General features: G+C 69.3%; 23 protein-coding genes and 1 pseudogene. 6 read left to right on the plus strand and 18 right to left on the minus strand.

Features of this window, described 5'->3' with window-relative positions:
- The first annotated feature begins 98 nt into the window (after positions 1 to 98).
- The 4 genes from ACIBO1_RS09625 to ACIBO1_RS09640 all read left to right on the plus strand — a co-directional run bounded on the left by ACIBO1_RS09625 (position 99) and on the right by ACIBO1_RS09640 (position 2,755).
- Entirely contained in the window at positions 99 to 260 is a 162-nt protein-coding gene (locus tag ACIBO1_RS09625; RefSeq protein ID WP_396743345.1) for a hypothetical protein, read from the plus strand.
- Positions 257 to 712: an XF1762 family protein gene (locus ACIBO1_RS09630; RefSeq protein WP_396743348.1), complete on the plus strand. Its 456-nt coding sequence runs from the start codon at positions 257 to 259 to the stop codon at positions 710 to 712. Before ACIBO1_RS09625 ends, ACIBO1_RS09630 begins: the two co-directional genes overlap by 4 nt.
- A 154-nt stretch (positions 713 to 866) precedes the next feature.
- Complete coding sequence (locus tag ACIBO1_RS09635) at positions 867 to 1,136, plus strand: helix-turn-helix domain-containing protein (RefSeq protein WP_396743351.1); 270 nt, start codon at positions 867 to 869, stop codon at positions 1,134 to 1,136.
- A gap of 92 nt (positions 1,137 to 1,228) precedes the next feature.
- Positions 1,229 to 2,755, plus strand: coding sequence for a tyrosine-type recombinase/integrase (locus tag ACIBO1_RS09640; protein WP_396743354.1), 1,527 nt, complete (start codon positions 1,229 to 1,231; stop codon positions 2,753 to 2,755).
- Between the two features lie 566 nt (positions 2,756 to 3,321).
- Here the strand turns inward: ACIBO1_RS09640 and ACIBO1_RS09645 are convergent.
- Positions 3,322 to 3,855 (minus strand): nucleoside 2-deoxyribosyltransferase, encoded by a 534-nt coding sequence (locus ACIBO1_RS09645; protein ID WP_176092623.1) that lies wholly within the window; start codon positions 3,853 to 3,855, stop codon positions 3,322 to 3,324.
- 563 nt (positions 3,856 to 4,418) lie between these two features.
- Between ACIBO1_RS09645 and ACIBO1_RS09650 the strand changes: the two genes are divergently transcribed.
- Together ACIBO1_RS09650 and ACIBO1_RS09655 are read left to right on the plus strand one after the other, a co-directional pair.
- Positions 4,419 to 4,940 carry a hypothetical protein gene (locus ACIBO1_RS09650; protein ID WP_396743357.1) on the plus strand — a complete coding sequence of 174 codons (522 nt, stop codon included), beginning with the start codon at positions 4,419 to 4,421 and terminating at the stop codon, positions 4,938 to 4,940.
- A gap of 1,290 nt (positions 4,941 to 6,230) precedes the next feature.
- Positions 6,231 to 6,563 (plus strand): hypothetical protein, encoded by a 333-nt coding sequence (locus ACIBO1_RS09655; RefSeq protein WP_176092621.1) that lies wholly within the window; start codon positions 6,231 to 6,233, stop codon positions 6,561 to 6,563.
- A 67-nt stretch (positions 6,564 to 6,630) separates the two neighbouring features.
- On the opposite strand, the gene ACIBO1_RS09660 is transcribed toward ACIBO1_RS09655, so the two are convergent.
- The 17 genes and pseudogenes from ACIBO1_RS09660 to ACIBO1_RS09740 form a co-directional block, all read right to left on the minus strand.
- Entirely contained in the window at positions 6,631 to 7,017 is a 387-nt protein-coding gene (locus tag ACIBO1_RS09660) for a hypothetical protein (RefSeq protein ID WP_396743360.1), read from the minus strand.
- Positions 7,018 to 7,109: 92 nt separating this feature from the next.
- Positions 7,110 to 7,808, minus strand: coding sequence for a hypothetical protein (locus ACIBO1_RS09665; protein ID WP_396743363.1), 699 nt, complete (start codon positions 7,806 to 7,808; stop codon positions 7,110 to 7,112).
- A 145-nt stretch (positions 7,809 to 7,953) separates the two neighbouring features.
- On the minus strand, positions 7,954 to 8,454 hold the full coding sequence (locus tag ACIBO1_RS09670) for a hypothetical protein (protein WP_176092619.1): 501 nt from the start codon (positions 8,452 to 8,454) through the stop codon (positions 7,954 to 7,956).
- Between the two features lie 230 nt (positions 8,455 to 8,684).
- Positions 8,685 to 9,230 carry a hypothetical protein gene (locus ACIBO1_RS09675; protein ID WP_396743366.1) on the minus strand — a complete coding sequence of 182 codons (546 nt, stop codon included), beginning with the start codon at positions 9,228 to 9,230 and terminating at the stop codon, positions 8,685 to 8,687.
- A gap of 233 nt (positions 9,231 to 9,463) precedes the next feature.
- Positions 9,464 to 9,925, minus strand: a pseudogene (locus ACIBO1_RS09680) (type II CAAX prenyl endopeptidase Rce1 family protein); the annotation flags it as partial.
- 24 nt (positions 9,926 to 9,949) lie between these two features.
- Positions 9,950 to 10,474: a hypothetical protein gene (locus ACIBO1_RS09685; RefSeq protein WP_396743369.1), complete on the minus strand. Its 525-nt coding sequence runs from the start codon at positions 10,472 to 10,474 to the stop codon at positions 9,950 to 9,952.
- 53 nt (positions 10,475 to 10,527) lie between these two features.
- Positions 10,528 to 10,713: a hypothetical protein gene (locus tag ACIBO1_RS09690; RefSeq protein WP_396743372.1), complete on the minus strand. Its 186-nt coding sequence runs from the start codon at positions 10,711 to 10,713 to the stop codon at positions 10,528 to 10,530.
- Positions 10,714 to 10,999: 286 nt separating this feature from the next.
- A complete protein-coding gene (locus ACIBO1_RS09695; protein ID WP_396743375.1) occupies positions 11,000 to 11,785 on the minus strand; it encodes a methyltransferase domain-containing protein in 786 nt (261 codons plus the stop codon).
- On the minus strand, positions 11,782 to 12,669 hold the full coding sequence (locus ACIBO1_RS09700) for a hypothetical protein (protein WP_396743378.1): 888 nt from the start codon (positions 12,667 to 12,669) through the stop codon (positions 11,782 to 11,784). The genes ACIBO1_RS09695 and ACIBO1_RS09700 overlap by 4 nt, the downstream gene beginning before the upstream one ends.
- A 122-nt stretch (positions 12,670 to 12,791) precedes the next feature.
- Positions 12,792 to 13,523 (minus strand): ABC transporter ATP-binding protein, encoded by a 732-nt coding sequence (locus ACIBO1_RS09705; protein WP_396743381.1) that lies wholly within the window; start codon positions 13,521 to 13,523, stop codon positions 12,792 to 12,794.
- Entirely contained in the window at positions 13,507 to 14,304 is a 798-nt protein-coding gene (locus ACIBO1_RS09710; RefSeq protein ID WP_396743384.1) for an ABC transporter ATP-binding protein, read from the minus strand. Before ACIBO1_RS09710 ends, ACIBO1_RS09705 begins: the two co-directional genes overlap by 17 nt.
- Positions 14,301 to 15,335, minus strand: a complete 1,035-nt coding sequence (locus ACIBO1_RS09715; RefSeq protein ID WP_396743387.1) for a branched-chain amino acid ABC transporter permease — start codon at positions 15,333 to 15,335, stop codon at positions 14,301 to 14,303. The genes ACIBO1_RS09710 and ACIBO1_RS09715 overlap by 4 nt, the downstream gene beginning before the upstream one ends.
- A complete protein-coding gene (locus ACIBO1_RS09720; protein ID WP_396743390.1) occupies positions 15,332 to 16,195 on the minus strand; it encodes a branched-chain amino acid ABC transporter permease in 864 nt (287 codons plus the stop codon). The genes ACIBO1_RS09715 and ACIBO1_RS09720 overlap by 4 nt, the downstream gene beginning before the upstream one ends.
- Before the next feature lie 34 nt (positions 16,196 to 16,229).
- Positions 16,230 to 17,432 (minus strand): ABC transporter substrate-binding protein, encoded by a 1,203-nt coding sequence (locus tag ACIBO1_RS09725; protein ID WP_396743393.1) that lies wholly within the window; start codon positions 17,430 to 17,432, stop codon positions 16,230 to 16,232.
- Between the two features lie 41 nt (positions 17,433 to 17,473).
- Positions 17,474 to 18,064 (minus strand): GTP-binding protein, encoded by a 591-nt coding sequence (locus ACIBO1_RS09730; RefSeq protein ID WP_396743396.1) that lies wholly within the window; start codon positions 18,062 to 18,064, stop codon positions 17,474 to 17,476.
- Positions 18,061 to 18,462 carry a roadblock/LC7 domain-containing protein gene (locus ACIBO1_RS09735; RefSeq protein ID WP_396743399.1) on the minus strand — a complete coding sequence of 134 codons (402 nt, stop codon included), beginning with the start codon at positions 18,460 to 18,462 and terminating at the stop codon, positions 18,061 to 18,063. Before ACIBO1_RS09735 ends, ACIBO1_RS09730 begins: the two co-directional genes overlap by 4 nt.
- Positions 18,459 to 20,831 (minus strand): nitrate- and nitrite sensing domain-containing protein, encoded by a 2,373-nt coding sequence (locus ACIBO1_RS09740; protein ID WP_396743402.1) that lies wholly within the window; start codon positions 20,829 to 20,831, stop codon positions 18,459 to 18,461. Before ACIBO1_RS09740 ends, ACIBO1_RS09735 begins: the two co-directional genes overlap by 4 nt.
- Between the last annotated feature and the right edge of the window lie 51 nt (positions 20,832 to 20,882).

The following is a 20,882-nucleotide window of genomic DNA, read 5'->3' on the forward strand; positions in this document are numbered from 1 at the left end:
ACCCTGCACTGGTCGGTCTGGCGACGAACATCCCAAGCCCGCGCCCGACGAACCCACTACCAGCGCAGACAGGCGAAGTGACGTTGGAGTATTAGAACGTGTGCGTACCACGGGTGGCGCCGGCACCACCCGGTCTCGCCGCGCTACACCTCGGCCGCCGGTACCAGGGCATTGACATTAACCCCGCGTTCCACGACGAGGCGCTGCACCGACTCACCCCGCATCTGCCCGACGACTCGTCGCACGAGGACGGCGGGTGAGCCGCCTACGCACCGTGCCGGTCTCCTTTGCCCAAGCCTGCAGCTTCGTTGAGGACTGGCATCGGCATCACCGGCCGCCGCGTGGCCACAAGTTCAGCATCGGGGCCGCCGACCAGGACGGCGTCCTGGTCGGCGTCGCCGTCGTCGGGCGTCCGGTCGCGCGGATGCTCGACGACGGCCAGACGCTCGAGGTGACCAGGGTCGCCACCGACGGCACCCGCAACGCGAACTCCCTGCTCTACGCCGCAGCCTGGCGGGCCGCCCGAGCACTCGGCTACCGCCGCCTGATCACCTACACGCAGGACGGCGAGTCCGGAGCCAGCCTGCGGGCCTCCGGATGGCGCGTCCTCGCCACTCGCCCACCGGCACCGGGCTGGTCCCGGCCGAGCCGACCTCGCACCGATCACGGCACCGCCCACATCGGTCGCCAGCGGTGGCACGCCCCCGACTAGCGACCCGCCTCCACTCGTCCGTGCGGGAGGCGTCGCACGGATCGCGCCGACGACGTCGATTCCGCAGCAGCTCCACAGATTCTCGGGGCTGCCCCCGTGCTGGGGGCGGCCCCGAGTCATTCCGATTCTCAACCGCCGTTCCAAGGAGTACGTCATGTCATCCGACCGACCCTCGACCAATACAGCGGCGTCGGGCAGTGGCGCGTGGAGCCTCGATAAGGTCCGCGCGCTCGGCACGACCACCGACGTCGCCACCGCGGGCGCCATCTTCGGTCTGTCCCGGAGTAGTGCCTACGAGCTGGCCCGGTCCAACAGGCTGCCGATACCGGTCATGAGGATCGGCTCCCGCTACCGGGTGTCCGTGCCGGCCATCATCGCCGTCCTCACCGCCACCAAGCTCGACCGTCCACCGCAGGTGACTTGACCCGCCCCCGCGACCGAGCGTGGATCACCATCCACCGACACCCGACAATCCGATGCCCCGTACGGCATCGGCACGAAGGAGACCTTGTTCCGATGGCCGATGGATCCATCACCAAACGCTGCGGCTGCCGCCACAACGGCAAACGCCTCGGCGTGAAGTGCCCCAAGCTGCGCCGCGGCAACGGATGGAACCCCCACCACGGCATGTGGGCGTACCAACTCGAACTCCCACCCGACACCAGCGGCGCCCGACGGCAGTTACGGCGTGCCGGGTTCGACACCCGCGACGCCGCCGCCACCGAACGCGACCGCGCGCAGGCGCTGCTCGACCTCGGCGGCACCGACAGACTCCTGCGCCGTCACGTCGCCGATCTGCTGCACCGCCTCCGGCACGGTGAACCGCTTCCCGACCGCGACACCCTCGCCCGCGACCTCCACGCCACCCCAGCAAGCGGCGACGCCGGTACGCCCACGGCCGGTGCCGGTACGCCGCTGACCCTCGGCGTCTACCTCACCACCTGGATCACCGACGTCACCGGCCTCGCACCGGCCACCCTGCGCAGCTACCGCGACCACATCAACAAGTACTGGATCCCCAAGCTCGGCGACGTACCGCTGCACACCCTCACCGCCGGACACATCCAGTCGGTGTTCGCCGGCATCGAGGCCCGCAACGCCGAGATCCTCACCGCCCGCCAAAGCACCCAGCAGTCCGTACGGGACAGCGTCAAGGGAGTGCGGACGGTCGGACCGGCGAGCATGCACCGCATCCTGGCCACCCTCCGCAAGGCACTCAACGACGCCCGTCGCCTCTACCGGCACAGGCTCGTCGACCACAACCCGGCGGAGTCGGTGATCCTGCGCTCCGGTGCCCCACCCAAGCCGCGACTCTGGACCGCCTCCGCGGTCAACCGGTGGCGGCACACCGGCCGACGTCCCAGCCCGGTGATGGTGTGGACCCCACAGCAGGTCGGCGAGTTCCTCGACTACGTCGACGCCCACGACCTGGAACTGTCCGCCCTGTTCGACCTCGCCGTGCACCGCGGACCCCGCCGCGGTGAACTCGCCGGACTCCACGACTACGACGTCGACCTGACCGCCAACGAGTTGACCATCGTCGACCAACGCACCAGCGTCGGCTACAAGGTCATCGAGAAGGCGGTCAAGTCCGCCGCCGGTGACCGAGTGGTGCCGCTGGCCAAGGAGACGGTGGCGGGACTACGCGAGTACCTCGCCCGGCGCGCCGCCTGGAAACTCGCCACCGGAGACCGGTGGCATCACAGCGACGTCTTCTTCGTCCGCCGCGACGGACGCCCATGGCACCCCGAACTGATCACCACCCGCTTCGACCGCCACGTCACCAACGCCGGACTCCCACCCATCCGGTTCCACGACCTGCGACACACCGCCGCCACCCTGATGCTCGCCGCCGGAGCCGGCATCAAGGAGATCCAAGACACCCTCGGACACGCCAGCTACAAACTGACCGCCGACACCTACACCAGCGTGCTCCAGGAACTCAAACACTCCACCGCCGAAGCCACCACCAAACTCATCCCCCGCCGACGCCCACGCGGCGGGGACCTTGAGGCGGAGGGCGGACGCCGTTCCGCCGCGTGACGCGGTCATTGGCAGCGCCGTCCGCCGCTGAAACTCACTCACCGAGATCCCCGACGGATAGCGCGCTCGCCGCTTGTGGGCGGTGCACGTAACGGGTCAGACGGAGTCCGCGTAGCATCTGCGACATCCTCATTCGCACGGTGGATGATCCACGCGGGCCACGTCTGTTGTACTGGCAGCGCCGAGATCAGCCCTCGCCTAAAGGGCGAGAATGGCGATCAACCCCTGACATCGGCTATTAACCAATTTATCCGGCTTGTCAGCGGCCTACGGCGGGCGAGAGCCGGTAGTTGGTGCTCGACTTCGTCAGCTGCGTGCACCGGCTGATGTCGTCCAACCGCACCCGCGCCCGGAACGCACAGATCATCCGGGAGTTGCTCCTGCCGGTGGCCACCAAGCTGGACCGGGACGTCAATGGCCGTGGTGTCGGGTCGGCAACGTGGAAGCGCTACGTAGGGCACGAGCGATCATCGCCGCGACACACAGCGATCAATGCGATCCGGACAACGACGAGGACGTCAGCCGGAGGGAACCGAGGCAACCCTCCGGGCTGGCCGTGCCCGAGATCAGCTGACCCGCAGCCGGAAGTCCGCCAACGCCCCCTCGGCCGTGGCCGCCTCGGCGTGAGCATTGGCGATCTGCTTTGCGAACCACAGGTCTGCCAGATCCTTCTGCCCGGCCTTGGTGTACACGAACACCTGCTTGCCCAGTGCCCGCGCGTATCCGATCTCGACCAGGCTGCCATGGCACGTCGGGTCGTCCAGCCAGGCGAACACGTGGGTGGATAGTCGGATCGCGGCGAGGCACCGCTGCGCGACCTCCGGCCGGGAAAGGCCCGGATAGGCGCCGCCGCAGGCGTGCTCGCCAGCGGCGACCCCGTGCATATTCTCCCCGTGGTAGCAGCCGTGATCATCACTCATGAAATGCGGGCCGACGTAGACCGCGCCCGGCAGAGCGGGAATGCGGACCTCTTCCGGCCACGGCTGCCGGTCGGGGTTGGTGGTGTCGGCGTCGTCGAAGATCGGGAACAGGCTGTGTCGCCAGCCGTTCTGGGTGATCTTTCCGGCGGCGTAGACACGGATGCCCTCGAAGGTGCTCATCGGGTTCGTCCTCTCGGTTACGGCGGGGAGGCGGGCGACCGTAGGGACCGTATCCGGCGAAGCCGTCCTTCCGAGAGGGAGTCGGGCATGTCCAGCGTGTCGCCACACCAACGAACCCTCATTCACGATAATCCTCACTGCTCGTGAATGAGAATCCGTCCCGGGTGAGCGACCTGGGCGCCCTCGTGCCCACCGCCTCCCAAGCCTTCAACTAGCCGTCCGCGTCCGCACTGAACCGGCTCCGCCGCGCCAAGGCCGACTCACCCTCCGCGCGTACTGCGGCGGCCTCCGCTGCTTCCTCGCTCGGGTCGGAGCACGGCGCATGATTCCCGCTAACCTCACTCCCACCGGCCAGTAGCCGATCAACGACGGACTCAACGCTGAGGCGATCGCCGCTCTGCTGCATCAGTACGGGCGACTGCACGCCGTGGACACCGAATACGTCAACCCCCTCGCCGACAAAGGCAAAGCACCCGCCACCATCAACCGTGCCCTGACCGCCGTCGCGGTCGCCCACCGCTCGACCGGCGCGGGCCAGGCTCGCTACCGAAGCGGCGCGGGACGTGCCGTACGGCACCAACACCTACATCCACAAGGTCCACACCGTGCGGGCCTGGCTCGCCGCCCTCGCGGAGCGCGGTGTCGCCAGCGGTGCCCTGTTCCGGCGGATCGACAAGCACGGCCAGCTCGGTCGTGCCCCGCACGGGCGCGCTACGACTGACGGCCGGATCAGCTCCCAGACTGTCGCCATCGTCGTGCAGCGGACCCCGCTTGCCGCCAGGGTCGACACCGCGTCTGCGTATGCGGGTCATCCGCTGCGGCGCGGGTTCGCCACCAAGGCATGCCGCGCCGGGCACGATCAGATCCGGATTGGCTGGCACGGCGGATGGAAAGACGACTCTCCCACGTTCGCTAGCTCCATCAAGGACATCGCCCGGGTGACATCCAGTGCGCTGACTGGTATCGGTCTCGGTTCCCGCACCCCGGGTGCGGGAACCGAGGCCTCACAGGCCATCCTACTAAGGGTGCCTGCACCATCGCAGATGGTGTTGGCAAACATCCCTATGACGGGAGTGATGCCATGAGTACGTCGTCTGGCGCTGGCAGGGCGCAAGCCGAGCTTCGTAGGGTGCGCGCTGCGGTAGAGAGGGAGTCGAGAAGAGTGAGCCCGCGTGCGCAGCGGATGCCTTCCACGACATCCGCTCCTGGCTCGGCGTCAGGCGGCCGGGCGAATGTTGATGTCGCCTTCTCCGGCACGGCCAGGGTTGGTGGTGCTAGCGTTGTGGATATTGAAAAGAGGGACCGAGCGTGCCTCGCCACCGGGCACGAAACCAGGGCTAGCTTCGGCACGGTTCGGCCCTCGGCTGGCCGACTTTTGCGCGGCCAAACCAAGGACGCCGTCGCACAATTCGTCAGCCAGCGAATTGGACTGGCAATCACACTGTCACTCCCCGCGTACGTGGCAGTGGCCTTCATGTACTGGTACACGGGTGCTGCCAGCAAGGGATACTACTGGCGCGGGTTCATAACGGACCAGGTGACCGCGATTAGTTTTGCCCTGGGTATCTTCGGTGCGGTGATCGGACTAGCGGGGCTGCACGCCGTACTGATTAGTCGGAGCTAACCCGGTTGCCGAGGGCCGACCGCCTACCCCGCAACACCCGGGGCGTCTGAAGTCCTTGCACCGCTACGGCGAGGGCCTGCGCCGAATCGACTTGGCTGGCCGCCGCCCGACAAAGAGCATTCGCTGCGTCGCTGTGGCCAGCCGAGTCGGCGGCCGTGGTCAGCTCGGCGGCGCTCTTCCCTAAAGCGAGGGCGACCGTGCGAAGCTGGGCGACCAGGGCGTCAGGGGCTCCGACGTTCACGTCGCCACTCGGGTGAGCCGAGAAGGCGTCAGCGCCCTTAAGCATCGGCATCAGGTGGGCAACCGTAGTCAGGCACCTCGGGCATGGATCTATCCTGCCCCGGCCAGGCCATGGTGTGCACGGCGCACGACACACCCACCGACAACGCAAGATCGGCAGCTGTCGATGGTGCGGCCGTAGCGTCCCCGGATCAGGTCCCGGAGCACCACCACCATCAACCTCGATCTGACGAAGGCTTGCAGCCTCGGCTACGACGCCACCGCCCGCCGGTGGCTGATCGCTCACGAACTGGGGCACGTCATGGCGCTGCCCCACCAGGCCACCCGGGTCAGCTTCATGCGCCCGTACCCGTCGCCGCTGATGCAGACCACCGCAGCCGAACGCACCACCTCGCCAACCGGTAACGCCCGCCGGAGCGCCAAGGAGCCCGCCGACCGGTCCGGTCGACGGGCTATCTTCTGCCCGAGTAGCCGTCCCTCCGACATGGACCTTCGGCGATAGCCTGTCTCGATGCATCCCGACGACCCGACCTTGCGGCAACCGCCGACCTTTCCCGAGCAGCCCGGCACCTACCCGCCGCCCTCGGCTGGCCAGTACCCACCCCCCGGCCCGTACCCGCCGCCGCACGGCTACCCGCCACCGATGGGCTACCAGCAGACCACCGTCGCGTCGGGCGGCATCCCTGGCTGGATGCACCTCTTGTACGCCATCGGCGGGTTCTTCACCTGCGGAATCATGTGGCTGATCTGGCCGATCCACTGGTGGTTCGCCCAGAGCAAGAGCCGCTCCACCACTACGGTGGTGCCGCAGCCGCCTCCCGGCCCGTACCCGCCTCAGCAGTAAGCGCCGCACAGCCCAGGCGTGCGCCTGCGGGTCCTACTCAGCGGGCGCTCCGCTACTCCTGGGTTGGTCAACGGCCCTGCTTCGCCACTTCCACCTCTGCGCAAACCTTGTGACAAGGGTGGCCGTTCTCGTCCCGCATGATTGCACCCTTTTGACAGATTCGACATGGCTGTAGTTCGCCAGTCGCATGGTGCGTCCAGACCAGGCTGACTGTCGGCTTGACGCCGGAATTCCCCAGGTCGATCACTACCGGCCCGGGGCGATCACGGGGCAGTGTCGGGGGGCGACGGTATCCGGTGTCGACGCCGTAGTTGCAGTCGAGTTCCAATTCTCGGGGCACCATCGTCCCGCTGGTGCCAGGATCCGGGTCCAGCTCGATGTTCGGGACCGGCCTTCGCCCTTCGCGGTCGTTCAGGTACCGCTCCATGTCGTCGGCCGTCACCCAGTAGTACATGGGCCGGCCGCGCGAGTCAGTCTCTTCGAGTGACCGCCAGGCGCCCGCAGCTGCCCCGACGACGAGGTCATCGAGGTTGAGACCACGGGTTGCTAGAAGGTAGACGTGCAGCTTGCCGCAAGGCCGCTTCCGAGTGACTGGGCAGTACGGCCGCACCGGTCGATGTCAGCGTCGCGGGCACCACCGGACACGAGCAGCTCGTTGCCGGTTCGAACCCAGCCCGCGTTGGTCGGCGGGATCGTCGCCCAGGCAACACGGTGCTCGATCTGCACAGCAGGGTTGTCGGTCGTCCACATCGGCATCAAGCCGTCCCCACGGGCGATCCTGACGCGCTTCTTGATGGTCGGGATGGACAGCTTTGATACTTGGAGCTCGTGCCCGAGCAGCAGTCCACCCTCGCCACGCACGAGCACGTCGGTGACCCGCTTGCCGGAAGTCGAGCGGGCCTCTACCTCGACGGAGAAGCCTGCCCGCTCGGAGACGGTTGCGACGCGCTCCTTCAGGGCCTTGTGCTTGTCAGTCTCGATGGCGTCGGGGTGGTTCCTGGCGGCGGATCGGTTGAGGTGTACGGCCTGACGAAAGCCGGTGCCGTCCGGCTTTCCCTTGAGGTACATCCACTCTGGGCAGTCCGGGTCTTTCGTGTAGCAGGCTCCCATGCACCGCAGCTCACCGGCGTGGATTGTCCGCGACCGAAGCTCCTGCCACAGCCCCGGCCGGTCGGGGTGCCCCAGATCCGCCCTGCTGAGGTTTAGATCGATCTGTAGTCGGATGTGCCGCACAGCTTCTGCCACTGGGGGCCTCCTTAGCGGCCGCGCCCACCCATGATGCTGGGCGCCACTGATGGGGATCCAACATTCGCGCTGACAGCAGTCGGACGTCGTAGTCGGCGGCAGCGCTGGCCAGAGCGGTGCGGCTTGGTGGTGTCGCTCGGTGCCGCTACTCGTAGCTCTCCGGCCACTCCACCGGCTGCGTGTGCAGCAGCAGGACTGAGTCTCGTTCGATGGGCCACAGCGGCCAGTCAGGCGGGATCGTCAACCGGATCGGAAGGGTGCCATGGCCGTACCAGCCGTCGAACGGATTCGAGCGGATACTGAGGCCGTGCATTTCGGCGTAGACCCGCAGCTTATCCGGGATGTCTTCGGCGTACGGGTGGGTCAGCAGGAACGCGGTGCGGCCGTCGTGCTGCACCCAGATCTGGGTGTGGTCCATCCCGACTGATGTGCAGGCCGAGAAGGTGCAGACGTCCATGCGGTACAACCCATGCACGCACGCCTGAGCCGGACCGCGATACAGCAGAAGCTGGTACTTGAACGCCCACTCCCGCGCTCGCTGAACCGTTGCTGCCCCTCCGTAGACCTCGAAGTCGTCGCTACCCGGAGGTACGAGCGACCAGTTGCCGGTTCCGAGCATGGCACCGTCTGCGGTGTGCTGCTTCACCGGGACCTCCCTCGTCGGCTTCGTTGATGGGAGCTTAATGCAATCAACCAAGCACGCGCCGTGACGGGGTTCTGACCTTGTTGTCGGCGGGCTGAGTGCAGCAAGGCCCCTACGCAGGGCCAAGGCGGTCACCAGGTAGGTGCCGCAGATGGCGATCAGCGAGATCGGCGTGTGTACGAACGCGATGACCGCGATCAGGTGCGCTAGGCGAATGGTGCGGACATCTCCGGTCACGGCGTGCCGCGGCGGATCAGCCGCCACAGTGCGGTGCTGATGGTGGGCAGGACGGCGACGGTGCGCCATTCGGGGTCGGCGATGTGGGTGAAGCCGCGGGCTTGGAGGCCGGTGTCGATGCCGCGGACGTGGACAGCGCCCCAGATCATGACGACGTCACGGTCGGTGGAGTCGATGCCTTGCAGTGCGGCGCGGTCGCGGGCGTCGATGAGGATCTCGTCGCCTGGCGTATAAGGGATCTTCTTGGTGCCTCGTGACGCGCCGATGCGGAGTCCGATCGCGGCCTGAAGGGCGAACAGTGCGGCTGCTCGCGGTGTGCGGATCTGCCAGTCGTCGGTGGCCCACGCAAAGCGGCGGTGGTGTTGGGCGACCTGGGCGCCGATCACGGTCGGTCCCGCGAGGCGGATGATCTGCAGCGGGTCGAGGTCGTGTTCCTGCCAGGACGGCGGGATGTCACCGAACGCCTCACGCTGATGCACCCACCCCAACGTGGCGATAGCGCGATCCTCACACTGCCCGCCACCCTTCATCGCCTCCAACACCCGTCTCTCCTCCTCGGCGACGTCCGGCGGGATGGGCTGCGACCGAATGAACTCGGAGTGCACCACCGCCCCGCCGTCTTCGACGTCGCTGATCGTGTCGAGCAGGCCGGAGAAGTAGGCGGGCGTACCGACGTGCATGGCGGCGACCAGCGTGACCCGACGGCCAGTGACGGGGTGCCGGTATCGGTAGACCGGGGTGTGGACCGCCGCGCCAGACAGGCGCAGATACTCGATCATGAGGGGGTGTGCGCTTCCTGATCGTGGAGAGACTCGAACGAGGGGCTAGCAGAGGGATAGCGGGGAACGGCTTTCGGTACGGCCGCGCTGATCCGGGCCGTGTCGCTGGCTTGCCGTAAGACGAGATCGCGGACGGTGGTGGTGACGCCCAATGGCCGGATCAGCAGGTTGACGAGCAGGACATAGCCGGTGGTGGTGCCGCCGAGGATGAGGGCTTGGGGCCAGGACCCGGTGGCGGCGTTGTCGGTGGGGCTCGTAGCCCCGTAGACCACAGCCGTGAGTGCGGCCAGGCTGTTGACAACGATGTGAAAGGCGATGGCGGCTGCCAGGCCGCCGGTGCGGACCGTGATCCAGCCGAGCGCGACCCCGACCACCAGCACGCCCACCATTCCTGACACCTCACCGGCGCCGTGCAGGGCGGTGAAGACAGCCGCTTGGACGAGGACGGCGGGCCACGGGGAGCGGGTGAAGCGGCCGACGGCCTAGAGGATCACGCCGCGGGTGACGACCTCCTCGGCCGCGGTCTGGAACACGATGAGGCACAGCAGGATCGGCAACACCCTGAGGCGCTCACCGATGCCGTCCAGCGTCAGGGTCCCTGACTGTTCGGGTGGGCTGGCGGTGGTGAGGGCCACCGCGATCATGACGGTGGCGCCGATGACCAACACCATCGCCAGACACATCGCCGCGAGTCCGCCATACAGGGCCAACAATCGCCGGGGCAGGCGGCCGGTGACACCGGCCAGGGTGCCGACACATCGGCCCTCACCCACCCGGACGACCAGCAGGGTCGCCGGCAGGATGCAGGCGATCGCCACGAGCGAGAGGACCAGTGGTGTGAGGTCGCCGAGGATTGGTAGCCCCTCGGGTGGCAGTCGTCGGCTGAGCAGGGTGGCGGGGATCGGCGCGAGCTGGGTGGCGATCAGCACGGCAGCCAGCGTCAGCAGCGTCCTCCACCGGGGGATCCGTATGGTCAGCCGGTGGTAGGGCGTTCCGGCTGGCGGCATGGGCGTGGGCATCGTGCGGTGGTCCTCAACGGGTGTCGAACGGGCGGAGGGCGTCACGGGCGTGCCGGAACCAGCGGTGCGAGGCCCCGCAGGATGCAGCGCACACAGACCAGGTCCACCGATCGGGCCGTTGCCACGAGGTCACCGACGCCGGCAGGGGTGTCGGGCGTGGTGGTGGGCTGGCCGACGAGGTGCAGGTGCAGCGCCATCATCCCGACGACCGCGAGGTACGGGAGCACGGAAGGTCGATCCCTTTCGAATGGGTCGTGCCGACGTCTGCCCGTCGATGCAGACGGGTGGTCGGAGAATCGGCAGGCATCAATGTCAGCTAAGGGTCACCCAGCTGAGCCGCGCCTGATCTAGGACTGGGGAGATGGCCAGTCGAGCAGCCTGTGCACAGGTTCAGGGCGCGCGGGCAGCGACATAGTCGTCACGCGGTCTCCCGGAGATCGCGAGCGATGCCAGGCAGTCGCTGGGATGGCGGCTACCTCGTGGTCTTCGGCCGTGCCGCCCGTCGCTTCTGGGTCATTCGGGCTTCTGGGCGAGGGTGGAGGTGTACTGGTAGCCGCGTAGGGCCACTGTGGGGTCGGCCATCAGTTCGCCGAACCGGCACAGGCCGGCGTCGTCGAGGTCGGCGTGCAGGAGTCTGTCGTGGAGTTGGCGGGCGTTGTCGGCCAGCAGTTGGCAGCCGGGTCCGCCGCCGGTCCACGTGTCGGCGCAGGTGCGGCTGTGTACGTGTGTCATCTTCAGGTCGAGCAGGTGGCTGTGGGTGATGTTGCCCCAGTCCAGGTCGGTGCCGCCGGTGGCAAGGGTGTCGAGGATGGCGTGGATGACCCGGTAGATCAGGTGGTTGTCGTCGCCGGTGGGGGCGTGGTGGATCAGGGCGCGGCTATAGACGATCTCGCCGAGCAGCAGCCACCCTCCGGGCCGCAGCAGCGTGGTCATCGGTGTCAGGAGGTCGGCGCGGTTGGCGAGGTGTTCCAGGACGCAGCGGCTGTGGACGAGGTCGATGCTGCCGGGCGCGATCGGGAGGTCGAGGCCGTTGCGCAGGTCCCGTTGGTATACCTCGATGACGGCGGTGGGGTCGAGGAGGTCGGTGTCGCGGTCGACGGCGAGGACCGTGCCGGTCGGGCCGACCGTGTCGGCGAGGTGTCGGGTGATGGAGCCTGCGCCGGCACCGATGTCCAGGGTCCGCCACCCGGGCCGGATGGGGATTTTGGCGAGGTCGTGGCGGGTGATGGGGTCGAGGACCTGTTGCAGGGGGCCGAGTTGCTGCGGGTTGTTGCGGAACTGGTAAGTCGTCGTGGTCACCGGGAGTCTCCTTCGGGCACGGGTAGGCAGGGTGTGGCGGGCAGGGACAGGTCGATTCGCGCGCGCTGCGGGTGAAGTCGGCCCGGGGGCGGTGGGCCGGGTTGCTCCCACCAACGGGCGTCGACGCGCGTGCGGCCCATGACGAGTAGGTAGCTGGTGGGTCGCCAGGCGCCGATCTCGTCGGGGCGGGCGGTTTCGTAGGCGAGGACATCGCCGGTGACGGGGTCGACGACGAGCACCCGGCGCTGACCGTCGTCGCTGACGGTGGCGGCGATGCCGACGCCGACACGTCCGGCGCGGTCGGACACCCGCGGGTAGAAGACGAGTTGGTCATACTGGGCCAGAGTGGTGAGGACCGTCGCACGCTCGTCGCGGCGCGGGGTATGCCAGGACACGAGTTCAGCGATGGCCTGCACGGCGTCGGCGGCGGCGTAATCACGGTCGTTGTCGTGGCGTAGCCGATCGATGATGACGAACGGTTGCCGTGGGTCGAGGATGGGATCGACCGGGATGTCGGAGGGGATCTGGCCTCGGTCCCACCAGTGCTTCGTCATGGCCGCGGGGCCGGGCGGGTGTCGGGTGGCGAGTTGCGCGCCGGAGAGGTCACCGGCGTTCCATCGCACGACCTCTTGCAGCGTTCTCGGCTCCCCCGGGGAGGACTCACTCCGCCATTGCTGGTAGCGGATGAGGTCGTAGCGGCCCGATGCCGTGTCGCAGGGGCTGGTGGCGATGGTCGCGGCGAGGTTCCGCAGGGCGCGTCGGGCCGGCTGTGGGTAGACCAGTCGGGTGGCGGCCGGCAAGCCGTGGCGGGTGGCAGCGGTGGCCAGGTCAGGCTGCGGCGACGCCGACACCGCGCACGGTTGCGGGGCGATGGCAGGCGCCACTGGGACAGGCGATACCGCCAGGACGGTGATGGTCAGAAGCACACCTGCTCCCAGCACCGCCGTACTCCGTACGCCGGGTGGCAGGGGTGTCGGGGCAGCGCCGCGCATGACGGTCTCAGAGGTCATTGGTCGGGCTCCCCGGGCTCGTCGCCGGGATAGGTGAGGGTCAGGTGTCGGCGCATCACAGCGGTGGCCACGGCGTGAATGTCGGTGTGGCCGAGGATCTGCCCGGAGGCGATGACGTGCATGGTGTCGGCGATCATCGCGGCCGCGGCGGCGTGTGGGAGCGCGGCGAGGACGGTCACGCCCCGGTCGGGCAGGGTCCGCAGCACGGTGGTGATCTGATTGGCCACGATGGGGGCAAGGCCCTCGGTGGGTTCGTCGGCCAGCAGGAGACGCGGTGCGGTGCGGAGCGCGCGGGCGATGGTGAGCATCTGCTGCTCGCCGCCGGAGAGCTGGCTGGCGCGGTGCTGCAGGCGGTCGGCGAGCTGGGGAAACATGTCGAGGAGCTCTTCGACGGTCCACGTTTCGTCGCGGCCTGCGACGGGCCGTGCGGTGGCGAAGTGCTCGATTACGGTCAGCGACGGCCACAGCCTGCGGCCCTGGGGGGCGAGTGCGACGCCGGCTCGGGCGGCTGCGGTGGGGTGCCAGCCGGTCACGTCGTGGCCGTCGAGGTGGATGGTGCCGCCGCTGGGGTGGAGGTGGCCGGCGAGGGTGTGCAGCAGGGTGGTCTTGCCGGCCCCGTTGCGACCCACCACTGCGTGCACACCACCGGTGTCGAGGTTGAGCGTGACGTGGTGCAGGACGGGGGCGCCGTGGGGATAGGCGACGGTCAGGTCACGGATGCGCAGCATCGCTACCTCCGCTGCCGAGGTAGAGAGCGGCGACGCCCGGGTCGGCACGCACGGTGTCGGCAGGGCCGTCGGTGCGTCGGCCGCCCTGGTGCAGAACGGTGATCCAGTCAGCGAACGCGGCGACCACGCCCATGTGGTGCTCGACCAGCACCACCGCCATCCAGCTGGGCAGCCCATCAAGGACGTCGAGAAGGCGGCTGGTGTCGGTGTCGGTGAGGCCGGCGGCGGGTTCGTCGAGTAGCAGGATGCGGGGTTGGCCGGCCAATGTGACGGCCAGGTCGAGCATCCGCCGGTGCCCGTGTGACAGGACGCTGGCGGGCTGGTGGGCGTAGTCGGCCAAACCGACCAGGCGCAGCACCTCCAGCGGCGTGCGGTCCGGGTTATGGCGATGCTGCCAGCCGCCGACCCGGACGCAGTCGAGGCAGGTGAGATCGGGCCACACCAGGGGGTGTTGGAAGGTGCGACCGATACCGGCTCGCGCCCGCCATTCAGCACCGTGGCGGGTGACCATCTGACCGTTGTAGGTGAGCTGACCTGCCTGGGTGCGGAGGGCGCCGGCCAGCACGCCCAGCAGGGTGGACTTGCCGGACCCGTTGGGTCCGATGACCGCGTGTCGGTCGCCCGGGGCGATGGCGAACGTGTCGAGGTGCAGGGCGGTGAGCGGACCGTAGGCGTGACGCAGACCGGCGGCGACCAGGCCGTTGCCGTGGGCGTGGTCGGGGTCGCGGCGGCTGCGCGGTGCGGTCGGCCGGGCCGGGTCGACGCGGTGGATGATCCTCACGGCGTACTCCTGACGCTCGTCACGGCAGCCGGCGGCGGCGCTTCGTGCGGGGTGGCGAACAGCCTGTGGTGGCGAAGGCGGGCGGGTAGGGCGGCCAGGCCGCCGGGCAGCGCGTACACGGCGATGACGAACAACGCGCCGAGCAGCAGCGGCGCGTGCCCGGGAACCTCCACGGCCACGACGTCACGGACGATGAGCACGATCACCACACCGACCGCCGCCCCGGTGAGGGATCGGGCGCCGCCGATGACGACGGCGAGCAGGGCCAGGGCTGCGGTGCCGAATCCAACATCGGCGGGGGTGATCCACCGATGGGTGTGGATCAGTAGCGCTCCGGCGATGCCGGCCAGGCTCCCGGCGGCGGTGTGGACCATCCACAGGTAGACGTAGACGGGATGGCCGCTGGCGCGGGCCCGGTTCTCGTTGGCACGGGCGGCGGTGAACAGCATCCGCCGATCGCCGCGCAGCGACCACCCGGCCGCAGCCGTCACGGCCAGCATGACTGTGGCGGTATAGAGCAGCACCGTGCGGTCGCCGACCAGCGGCGACATGCCGGGGAGGAGACGCGGTGCGGGAATACCGGCGAGGCCGTCGGTGCCGCCGCTGACCGTCCGCCACTGCCCGGCGGTGATCGCGGTCAGCTCGGCGACCGCGAGGCTCAGCATCAAGAAGACCGTCCCCCGGTAGCGGACCAGTACCGCCCCGGCCAGGCCCGCGACGGCCGCACCGATGACGGCTGCGCAGAGCAGGTGCACGACGGCGAGGTCGATACCGGCGAGAGCGAGGCGGGCGGTGAGGTAGGCGCCAGCGGCGTAGGGGGCGACGTGGCCCAGGGTGGGCAGGCCGGCGTGCCCGGTGACCACCGCGACGCTGACCGCCAGCAGCGCGAGGGGCAGCATCCGGGCGACCGTGGTGTGCAGGTACGGATCCGGTGACACCGCCACGACGATGATCGCCAGGGCAGCCGCACCTGGGGCGATAACGGGTAGCGATCGGAGTCGGGCAACGGTGGCCCGGGTGGGCATGCTCATGGCGTCGCCTGACCAGGAACGGTGCTGGGGCGGGCGAGCAGGATCACGGCCATGGCGGCGATGAGGAGATAGGGCGCCAGGGCCGGAAGGGTGACCACTCCAACGGTCTGCACCACGCCGACGCCGATCGCGGCGATGACGGCGCCGGGTACGGAGCCGAGACCTCCGCAGACCACGATGATCAGTGACAGCAGTAGTGCCGTGTCGGCGGTGCCGGGCCCGACGCCGAGGATCGGGGTTGTCAGCGCTCCCGCTAGACCGGCGAGGGCCCCGGAGGCGACGAGCACGGCGGCGTCGACGGTGCGGGGGTTGACGCCGATCGCGGCGACCATCGCCCGGTCGTCGACGGTGGCCCGGATCAGCCGACCGGCGCGGGCGCGGTGCAGCACCACATACCCGCACGCGGCGACCAGCACGGCGACGCCGAACGCGGCGAGCCGGTCGACCGGATATCGGTATCCCGCGACCACGATCGTGCTTTCCAGGTCGGCGGGCATCCGGGGCCGCAGCACGTCCGACCCGTACGCCGTGGTCAGCAGGTCCGCGCCGATCAACGCGATGCCGAAGGTCAACAACGCCTGATCCAGGTGACCACGTCCGCGCAGTGCGGCGGTCGCGGCGGCGAGCACTCCGCCACCGGCCGCTCCCGCGAGTGTCGCCAGGGCCATCGCGGCGACGAGACTGCCCCAGGTGCCTACAGAGGTGGTCGCGGCGATGTAGCCGCCGGCCGCGATGAGGGTGCCGTGGGCGAGGTTCAGCACTCCGCCGGCACCGAATGCGACGGTCAGCCCGGCGGCGGCGATCGCCAGGAGCAGCCCGTAGGCGATTCCGTCAACGGTGGTGATCACGAGTGTGTCCATGGGCACGGCACCCCCTTAGCTCTGGTCGTGTCGGTCAGGTGGCGGGCAGGGTGGTCAGATCCTGCAGCAGCACGTTGGACAGGACCGGGCCGTCGGGCTTGACCTCGCGCAGGTACCAGCGCTGCACCGGCCGGTGCTCGGTGGGATGGAACTGCCAGTCCCCCCGTGGGCTGTCGACCCGTCCCACCGTGCTGATCGCGGTGTTGAGGGTGTCGCCGGTGACGGAGCCGCCGACGGCGGCCAGGGCCCGGTCGAGGACGGCGGCGGCGTCGTAGGAGGCCATCGCGAAGGTGGTCGGCTGTCCCGGGTAGCCGGCGGCGGACCAGGCGGCGACGAACTGCTGGTTCGCCGCGTGCGGCAGCGTCGGCGAATAGTTGAGGACGTTGCGGATTCCGGTGGCCGCCGTCCCCTGGGCGTCCAACACCGGTCCTTCGGTAAGGAAGCCGGCGGCGTAGAGCGGCACGTCCTTGAGCGCGGATTGCCGGTACTGCTTGACGAACGCGACGGCGGGACCACCGGCGTAAAAGGTGTACACGGCGGCCGGTTGGGTTTCGGCGGCCCTGTTCAGATACGGCAGGAAATTCTCGGTCGTCGGGAACGGCGTGAACACGGTCTTGCCGTCCAGGTTGGCGAGCTTCCCGCCGAGGGCGGTGTACGTGTCGGTGAAGCCGCGCAGTTCGTCCCAGCCGCCCTGGTAGTCCGGGCCGATCGCGTACACGGTTCCGTTGCCGACCTGCGCCTTGATGTACTCGGCGATCGCGATTCCGGGCTCGTCGGAGTTGTAGGAGGTGTGCCAGGTGTAGGCCAGGTCCCGCGCCGGGGGCCACCCGGGGCGGGCGTTCGCTCCCAGCAGCGGTATCCGCCGCTCGTGAGTGAGCGTCTGGACCTTGTCCACCGTGGCGCCGCCGACCAGTCCGGTGAACGCCACCACCCGGTCGCGTTCCAGGAGTTTCTGGGCGGCGGGGACAGCGGTGGCGGGGCCGTCGCCCTCGTCGGCGACGACCAGGTCGATCTCGCGGCCACCGAGGCGGCCGTCGTGGGTGTCGAGGTAGAGCTGGAAACCGCGGTGCATGTCCTCGCCGACGCTGGTGTAGATGCCCGACAGCGACACCAGCAGTCCGATCCGTACCCGGTCGGAGTCGCCGTCGCTGCTGGTGCACGCCGCGCCGGTGGCGAGCAGGCCGGTGGCGGTGGCGGCAGCCAGTGCCTGCCGCAGTCGGGAACGGGCATGTCGCATGAGGTGTGCTCCTTCTGTTCGAGGGTGGAGGGGCCGGGCGGTCAGGAGGCGACGTCGGCCGGGATCGGGGTGGTGGCGATGGCGTGCTCGACCAGGGCGATGAGCAGGCGGCGCACACTGTCGCGGTCCCGGGCGTCGACCTCGATGACGGGCACCTCACCGTCGAGCGTGAGGGCGTCGCGGATCTGCGCCGGAGGGTAGGAGCGGGCGTCGGGGAACCGGTTGACCGCCACCACGAACGGCAGCCGGCGACGTTCGATGTAGTCCAGGTGCCGGAACGAGTCCTGGAGCCGGCGGGTGTCGACGAGCACCACCGCGGCGACCGCACCATGGACGATCGCGTCCCACATGAACCAGAACCGCTGTTGTCCAGGGGTCCCGAAGACGTACACGGTGACGTCGTTGATGGCGAGGCGACCGAAGTCCATCGCCACCGTGGTGGTGACCTTGTTCGGGCTGTGGGAGATGTCGTCGCCGGCGGCCGACATCCGGGCCTCGGTGGTCAGCGGCACGATGTCCGACACGGCCCCGACCAGCGTGGTCTTACCGATTCCGAGGGGCCCGGTCAGCACGATCTTCAACCCCGGTGGCCCGCCCGCCGGTCGGCGAACCGTCGTGCCCGGCGCGGTCATCGTGCCCCGGCGGCCGCTGCCGCGAACGACGGGTTGAGCTGCGTGTCGCCCACCTGCTCGGCGAAGCGGTCCAGTTCGGCGGTGACGTAGGCGAGGTCCGCGTCCCGCCGCGTCAACACCAGCAGCGACGCCCCCCGATTCAGGCTCGTCAGGATCAGGTAACCCCGGTCGGTGTCGGTGATGTTGCCCCGCACCCCACCGGCGTTCAGCTCCTGGGCGGCGCCGTTGATCAGGCTGTTCAACCCTGAGGCGACCGCGGCGAGGCGTTCTGCGGCGTCTCGGTTTAGACCGTCGGTGAAGGCCAGCAGCAATCCGTCGACGGATACCGCGACGGCCTGGCTCACACCCGGAACCACGCGCACGTTGTTGTTCAACAGAAAGCTCAGATCGGTGCTCATCGTCGTCCTTCTCTCGGCTGGAGGGAGCGGCCACGGCCGCGCTGATACGCCCCTGCGGTCTTGGCGAAGCCCGTTACCGCCCGCCCACCGTGTGGCGGTTCGACAGCAGTGGGCCGAGGTGAGGACGCGACCGCCCGGGACGGCTGCCGCTTGGGCAGTCCGTTCGACGTGGTCGCGCCGTGATCCCACGGTGCCGCAGCGGCGGCAGCGGGCATGTGCACCGTGCCGCCCACCTCGAACCATCCGGCCGGGCCGTGCTCCTCGGCCGCCTGCTCGTAGATCGGGTCCGGTTCCTGCCAGGCGGCAGCGGTGCGCTGCGCGGTGATCTGCGGCAGGGTCTGCGTCGACGCGTCCGCCATCGTCGTTGGCGGGTCGTAACGCACCGCAGGAGCACGCGGCGAGCTGGTGGGCAAGGACAAGTCGGAAGCGGGGGTGCCGCCCGGGGCCCGCCTGCCAGCCACCGGCCCCACCGGCAGCGCGACCCGCTCCGGGATCCGGATACGAAGCTGGTCGGCGGGAATCTCGACCTCGGCGATGGTGCCCTGCGGGGACGCGGGCAGCAGCCGCACCCGCAGCCCGTGCGCGACGGCCAGCGCCGCGACGGTCGCGATGCCCTGACGGCGGATGTGCTCCACCCCGATCATCGGCGTCGGCGCCGCCAACTCCTCGTTGAGCTGGTCGAGAAGGTTTGGGCTGATGCCGTTGCCCGTATCGGTGACCTGCAGGATCGCCCGATTGCCCATCAGATGACCGGTGACGACCACCTCGTCGGGGCTGTAGCGGGTGGCGTTGTCCAGCAGGGACGCCAACAAGTGCACCAGGTCGTCGATCAGCGCCGGCGGAACGAGGATCCGGTCGTCGACGAGCCCGACGATGACCCGCCGGTACTCCTGGATCCGGCTCTGCGCCGCCTGCACCACCGTCACCAGCTCGGCCGGCTCCTCGTACGGCATCCCGAGCGTCCGTCCCGACAACACCAGCAGGCTCTGCGTACCGTGCAGCAGCTGCGCCGCCAGGTTGTCCACCGCGAACAACGTCGCCAGCGTCGCCGAGTCCTTCTCATCCCGCTCCGCACGGTCCAACACGCCCAGAAGACGATTCGTGATCCCCTGACACCGGCGTCCCACCGCCTCCACCGCGCCCACCGCCACCAGGCGCTGCCGCGCCAGATCCGTCGAGATCCGGTACGTGGTGGCCGCGAGCGCGTCGAAAGCACCTGCCACCTCGTCCACCTCATCCCGAGGCATGTCCACGGCCAAGGCACGTGGCGCCGGAGGCACAGACCCCGGGTCGGCCGGATCAGCCGCCGCCACCTGCCGCACCAGCGACGGCAGCTCTTCAGTGGCCATCCCGGTGACGGCATCGCGGACCCGCCGCAACCGCCGCGCCAACGCCCGGCCCTGCCACGCCGCCAACACCGTCGCCGCGGCCACAAGCACCGCCGCCACCCCGCAGAGCACCCCCGTGGTCACCCACTGCCGACTCCGCGCCCGCCCCACCGCCGCCTGAATCTCACCGTCGATCCGCGACTGCACCTGGTGCAGCCGGTCCCGACGTTCACCACTGGCCGCCAACCACCGACCGGAGTTCACCCGCAGCCGCTGACCCACCTGCGCCCGCGCGACCTCGTCATCGAACCGCTGCGCCGCCAGCACCTGCTCACCGGTCAACGCCTGATCCAGCCACCCCCGCCACATTGCCGGCGAGCGCTGCGACACCACCGACAACGCCTCATCGAACCCGGCCCGCGTCGCTGCCACGTCCCGTTGCACCGCCTGCGACACCACGCGGCCGCTACCCGTCGCCACCGCGACCTGCTGCATGCCGGCGTACTCCGACGCCTGCGACAACGCCGCCGCCACCCGCAACTGATCAGCCAGCGCACCATCGGCCCCGCCGACCTGACCCACGGCCTCCCGCACCGCCAGCCCCCGGCCGATCGCCGCCCGATACCGCACCAACACGGCGGTCAACGACGCAGACCTGGCCTTCACCTGCTCGCGAAACGTCGGGAGCAGCCGCAACTGCTCGTCGAATGGACCCAACAACTGCGCCACCGACGGCGGTGACAAGTCCAGGTCGCCCCGACGCTGCCGATACGCCTCGACCGCACCATCCGAGACAGCACCCTGCTCAAGGAAGGCGTTCAGCCCACGACCGCTGTCCGACACCACCGACGCCGCGACCTGACGCTCACGATCCAGCTGATAAAGCACCTCACCGACAGCGGACGACACCGCCACCAGCGACTCCAACCGATCGGCAGCAAGCGCCTGACGCGCTGTCGACGCCACACCCCACGCGGCGAAGAGCACAGTCGCAGACAGCGGAATCGCCAGCAACCAGGCCAGCCTCCGGGCAACACGCACAGGAAACCTCTCGGATCGCATACCCGTTGGCCTGCGCCAACGACAAGAAGG

The sequence above is a fragment of the Micromonospora sp. NPDC049903 genome (genome assembly GCF_044460945.1).
GTDB lineage: Bacteria > Actinomycetota > Actinomycetes > Mycobacteriales > Micromonosporaceae > Micromonospora.

Bases quoted from the DNA above. Each gene is read 5' to 3' on its own strand.
- ACIBO1_RS09730 (WP_396743396.1), bottom strand. From the start codon at position 18,064: ATGACCGCGCCGGGCACGACGGTTCGCCGACCGGCGGGCGGGCCACCG.
- ACIBO1_RS09645 (WP_176092623.1), bottom strand. From the start codon at position 3,855: ATGAGCACCTTCGAGGGCATCCGTGTCTACGCCGCCGGAAAGATCACC.
- ACIBO1_RS09715 (WP_396743387.1), bottom strand. From the start codon at position 15,335: ATGAGCATGCCCACCCGGGCCACCGTTGCCCGACTCCGATCGCTACCC.
- ACIBO1_RS09725 (WP_396743393.1), bottom strand. From the start codon at position 17,432: ATGCGACATGCCCGTTCCCGACTGCGGCAGGCACTGGCTGCCGCCACC.
- ACIBO1_RS09705 (WP_396743381.1), bottom strand. From the start codon at position 13,523: ATGCTGCGCATCCGTGACCTGACCGTCGCCTATCCCCACGGCGCCCCC.
- ACIBO1_RS09685 (WP_396743369.1), bottom strand. From the start codon at position 10,474: ATGCCGCCAGCCGGAACGCCCTACCACCGGCTGACCATACGGATCCCC.
- ACIBO1_RS09635 (WP_396743351.1), top strand. From the start codon at position 867: ATGTCATCCGACCGACCCTCGACCAATACAGCGGCGTCGGGCAGTGGC.
- ACIBO1_RS09640 (WP_396743354.1), top strand. From the start codon at position 1,229: ATGGCCGATGGATCCATCACCAAACGCTGCGGCTGCCGCCACAACGGC.
- ACIBO1_RS09660 (WP_396743360.1), bottom strand. From the start codon at position 7,017: ATGTACTACTGGGTGACGGCCGACGACATGGAGCGGTACCTGAACGAC.
- ACIBO1_RS09735 (WP_396743399.1), bottom strand. From the start codon at position 18,462: ATGAGCACCGATCTGAGCTTTCTGTTGAACAACAACGTGCGCGTGGTT.
- ACIBO1_RS09720 (WP_396743390.1), bottom strand. From the start codon at position 16,195: ATGGACACACTCGTGATCACCACCGTTGACGGAATCGCCTACGGGCTG.
- ACIBO1_RS09655 (WP_176092621.1), top strand. From the start codon at position 6,231: ATGCATCCCGACGACCCGACCTTGCGGCAACCGCCGACCTTTCCCGAG.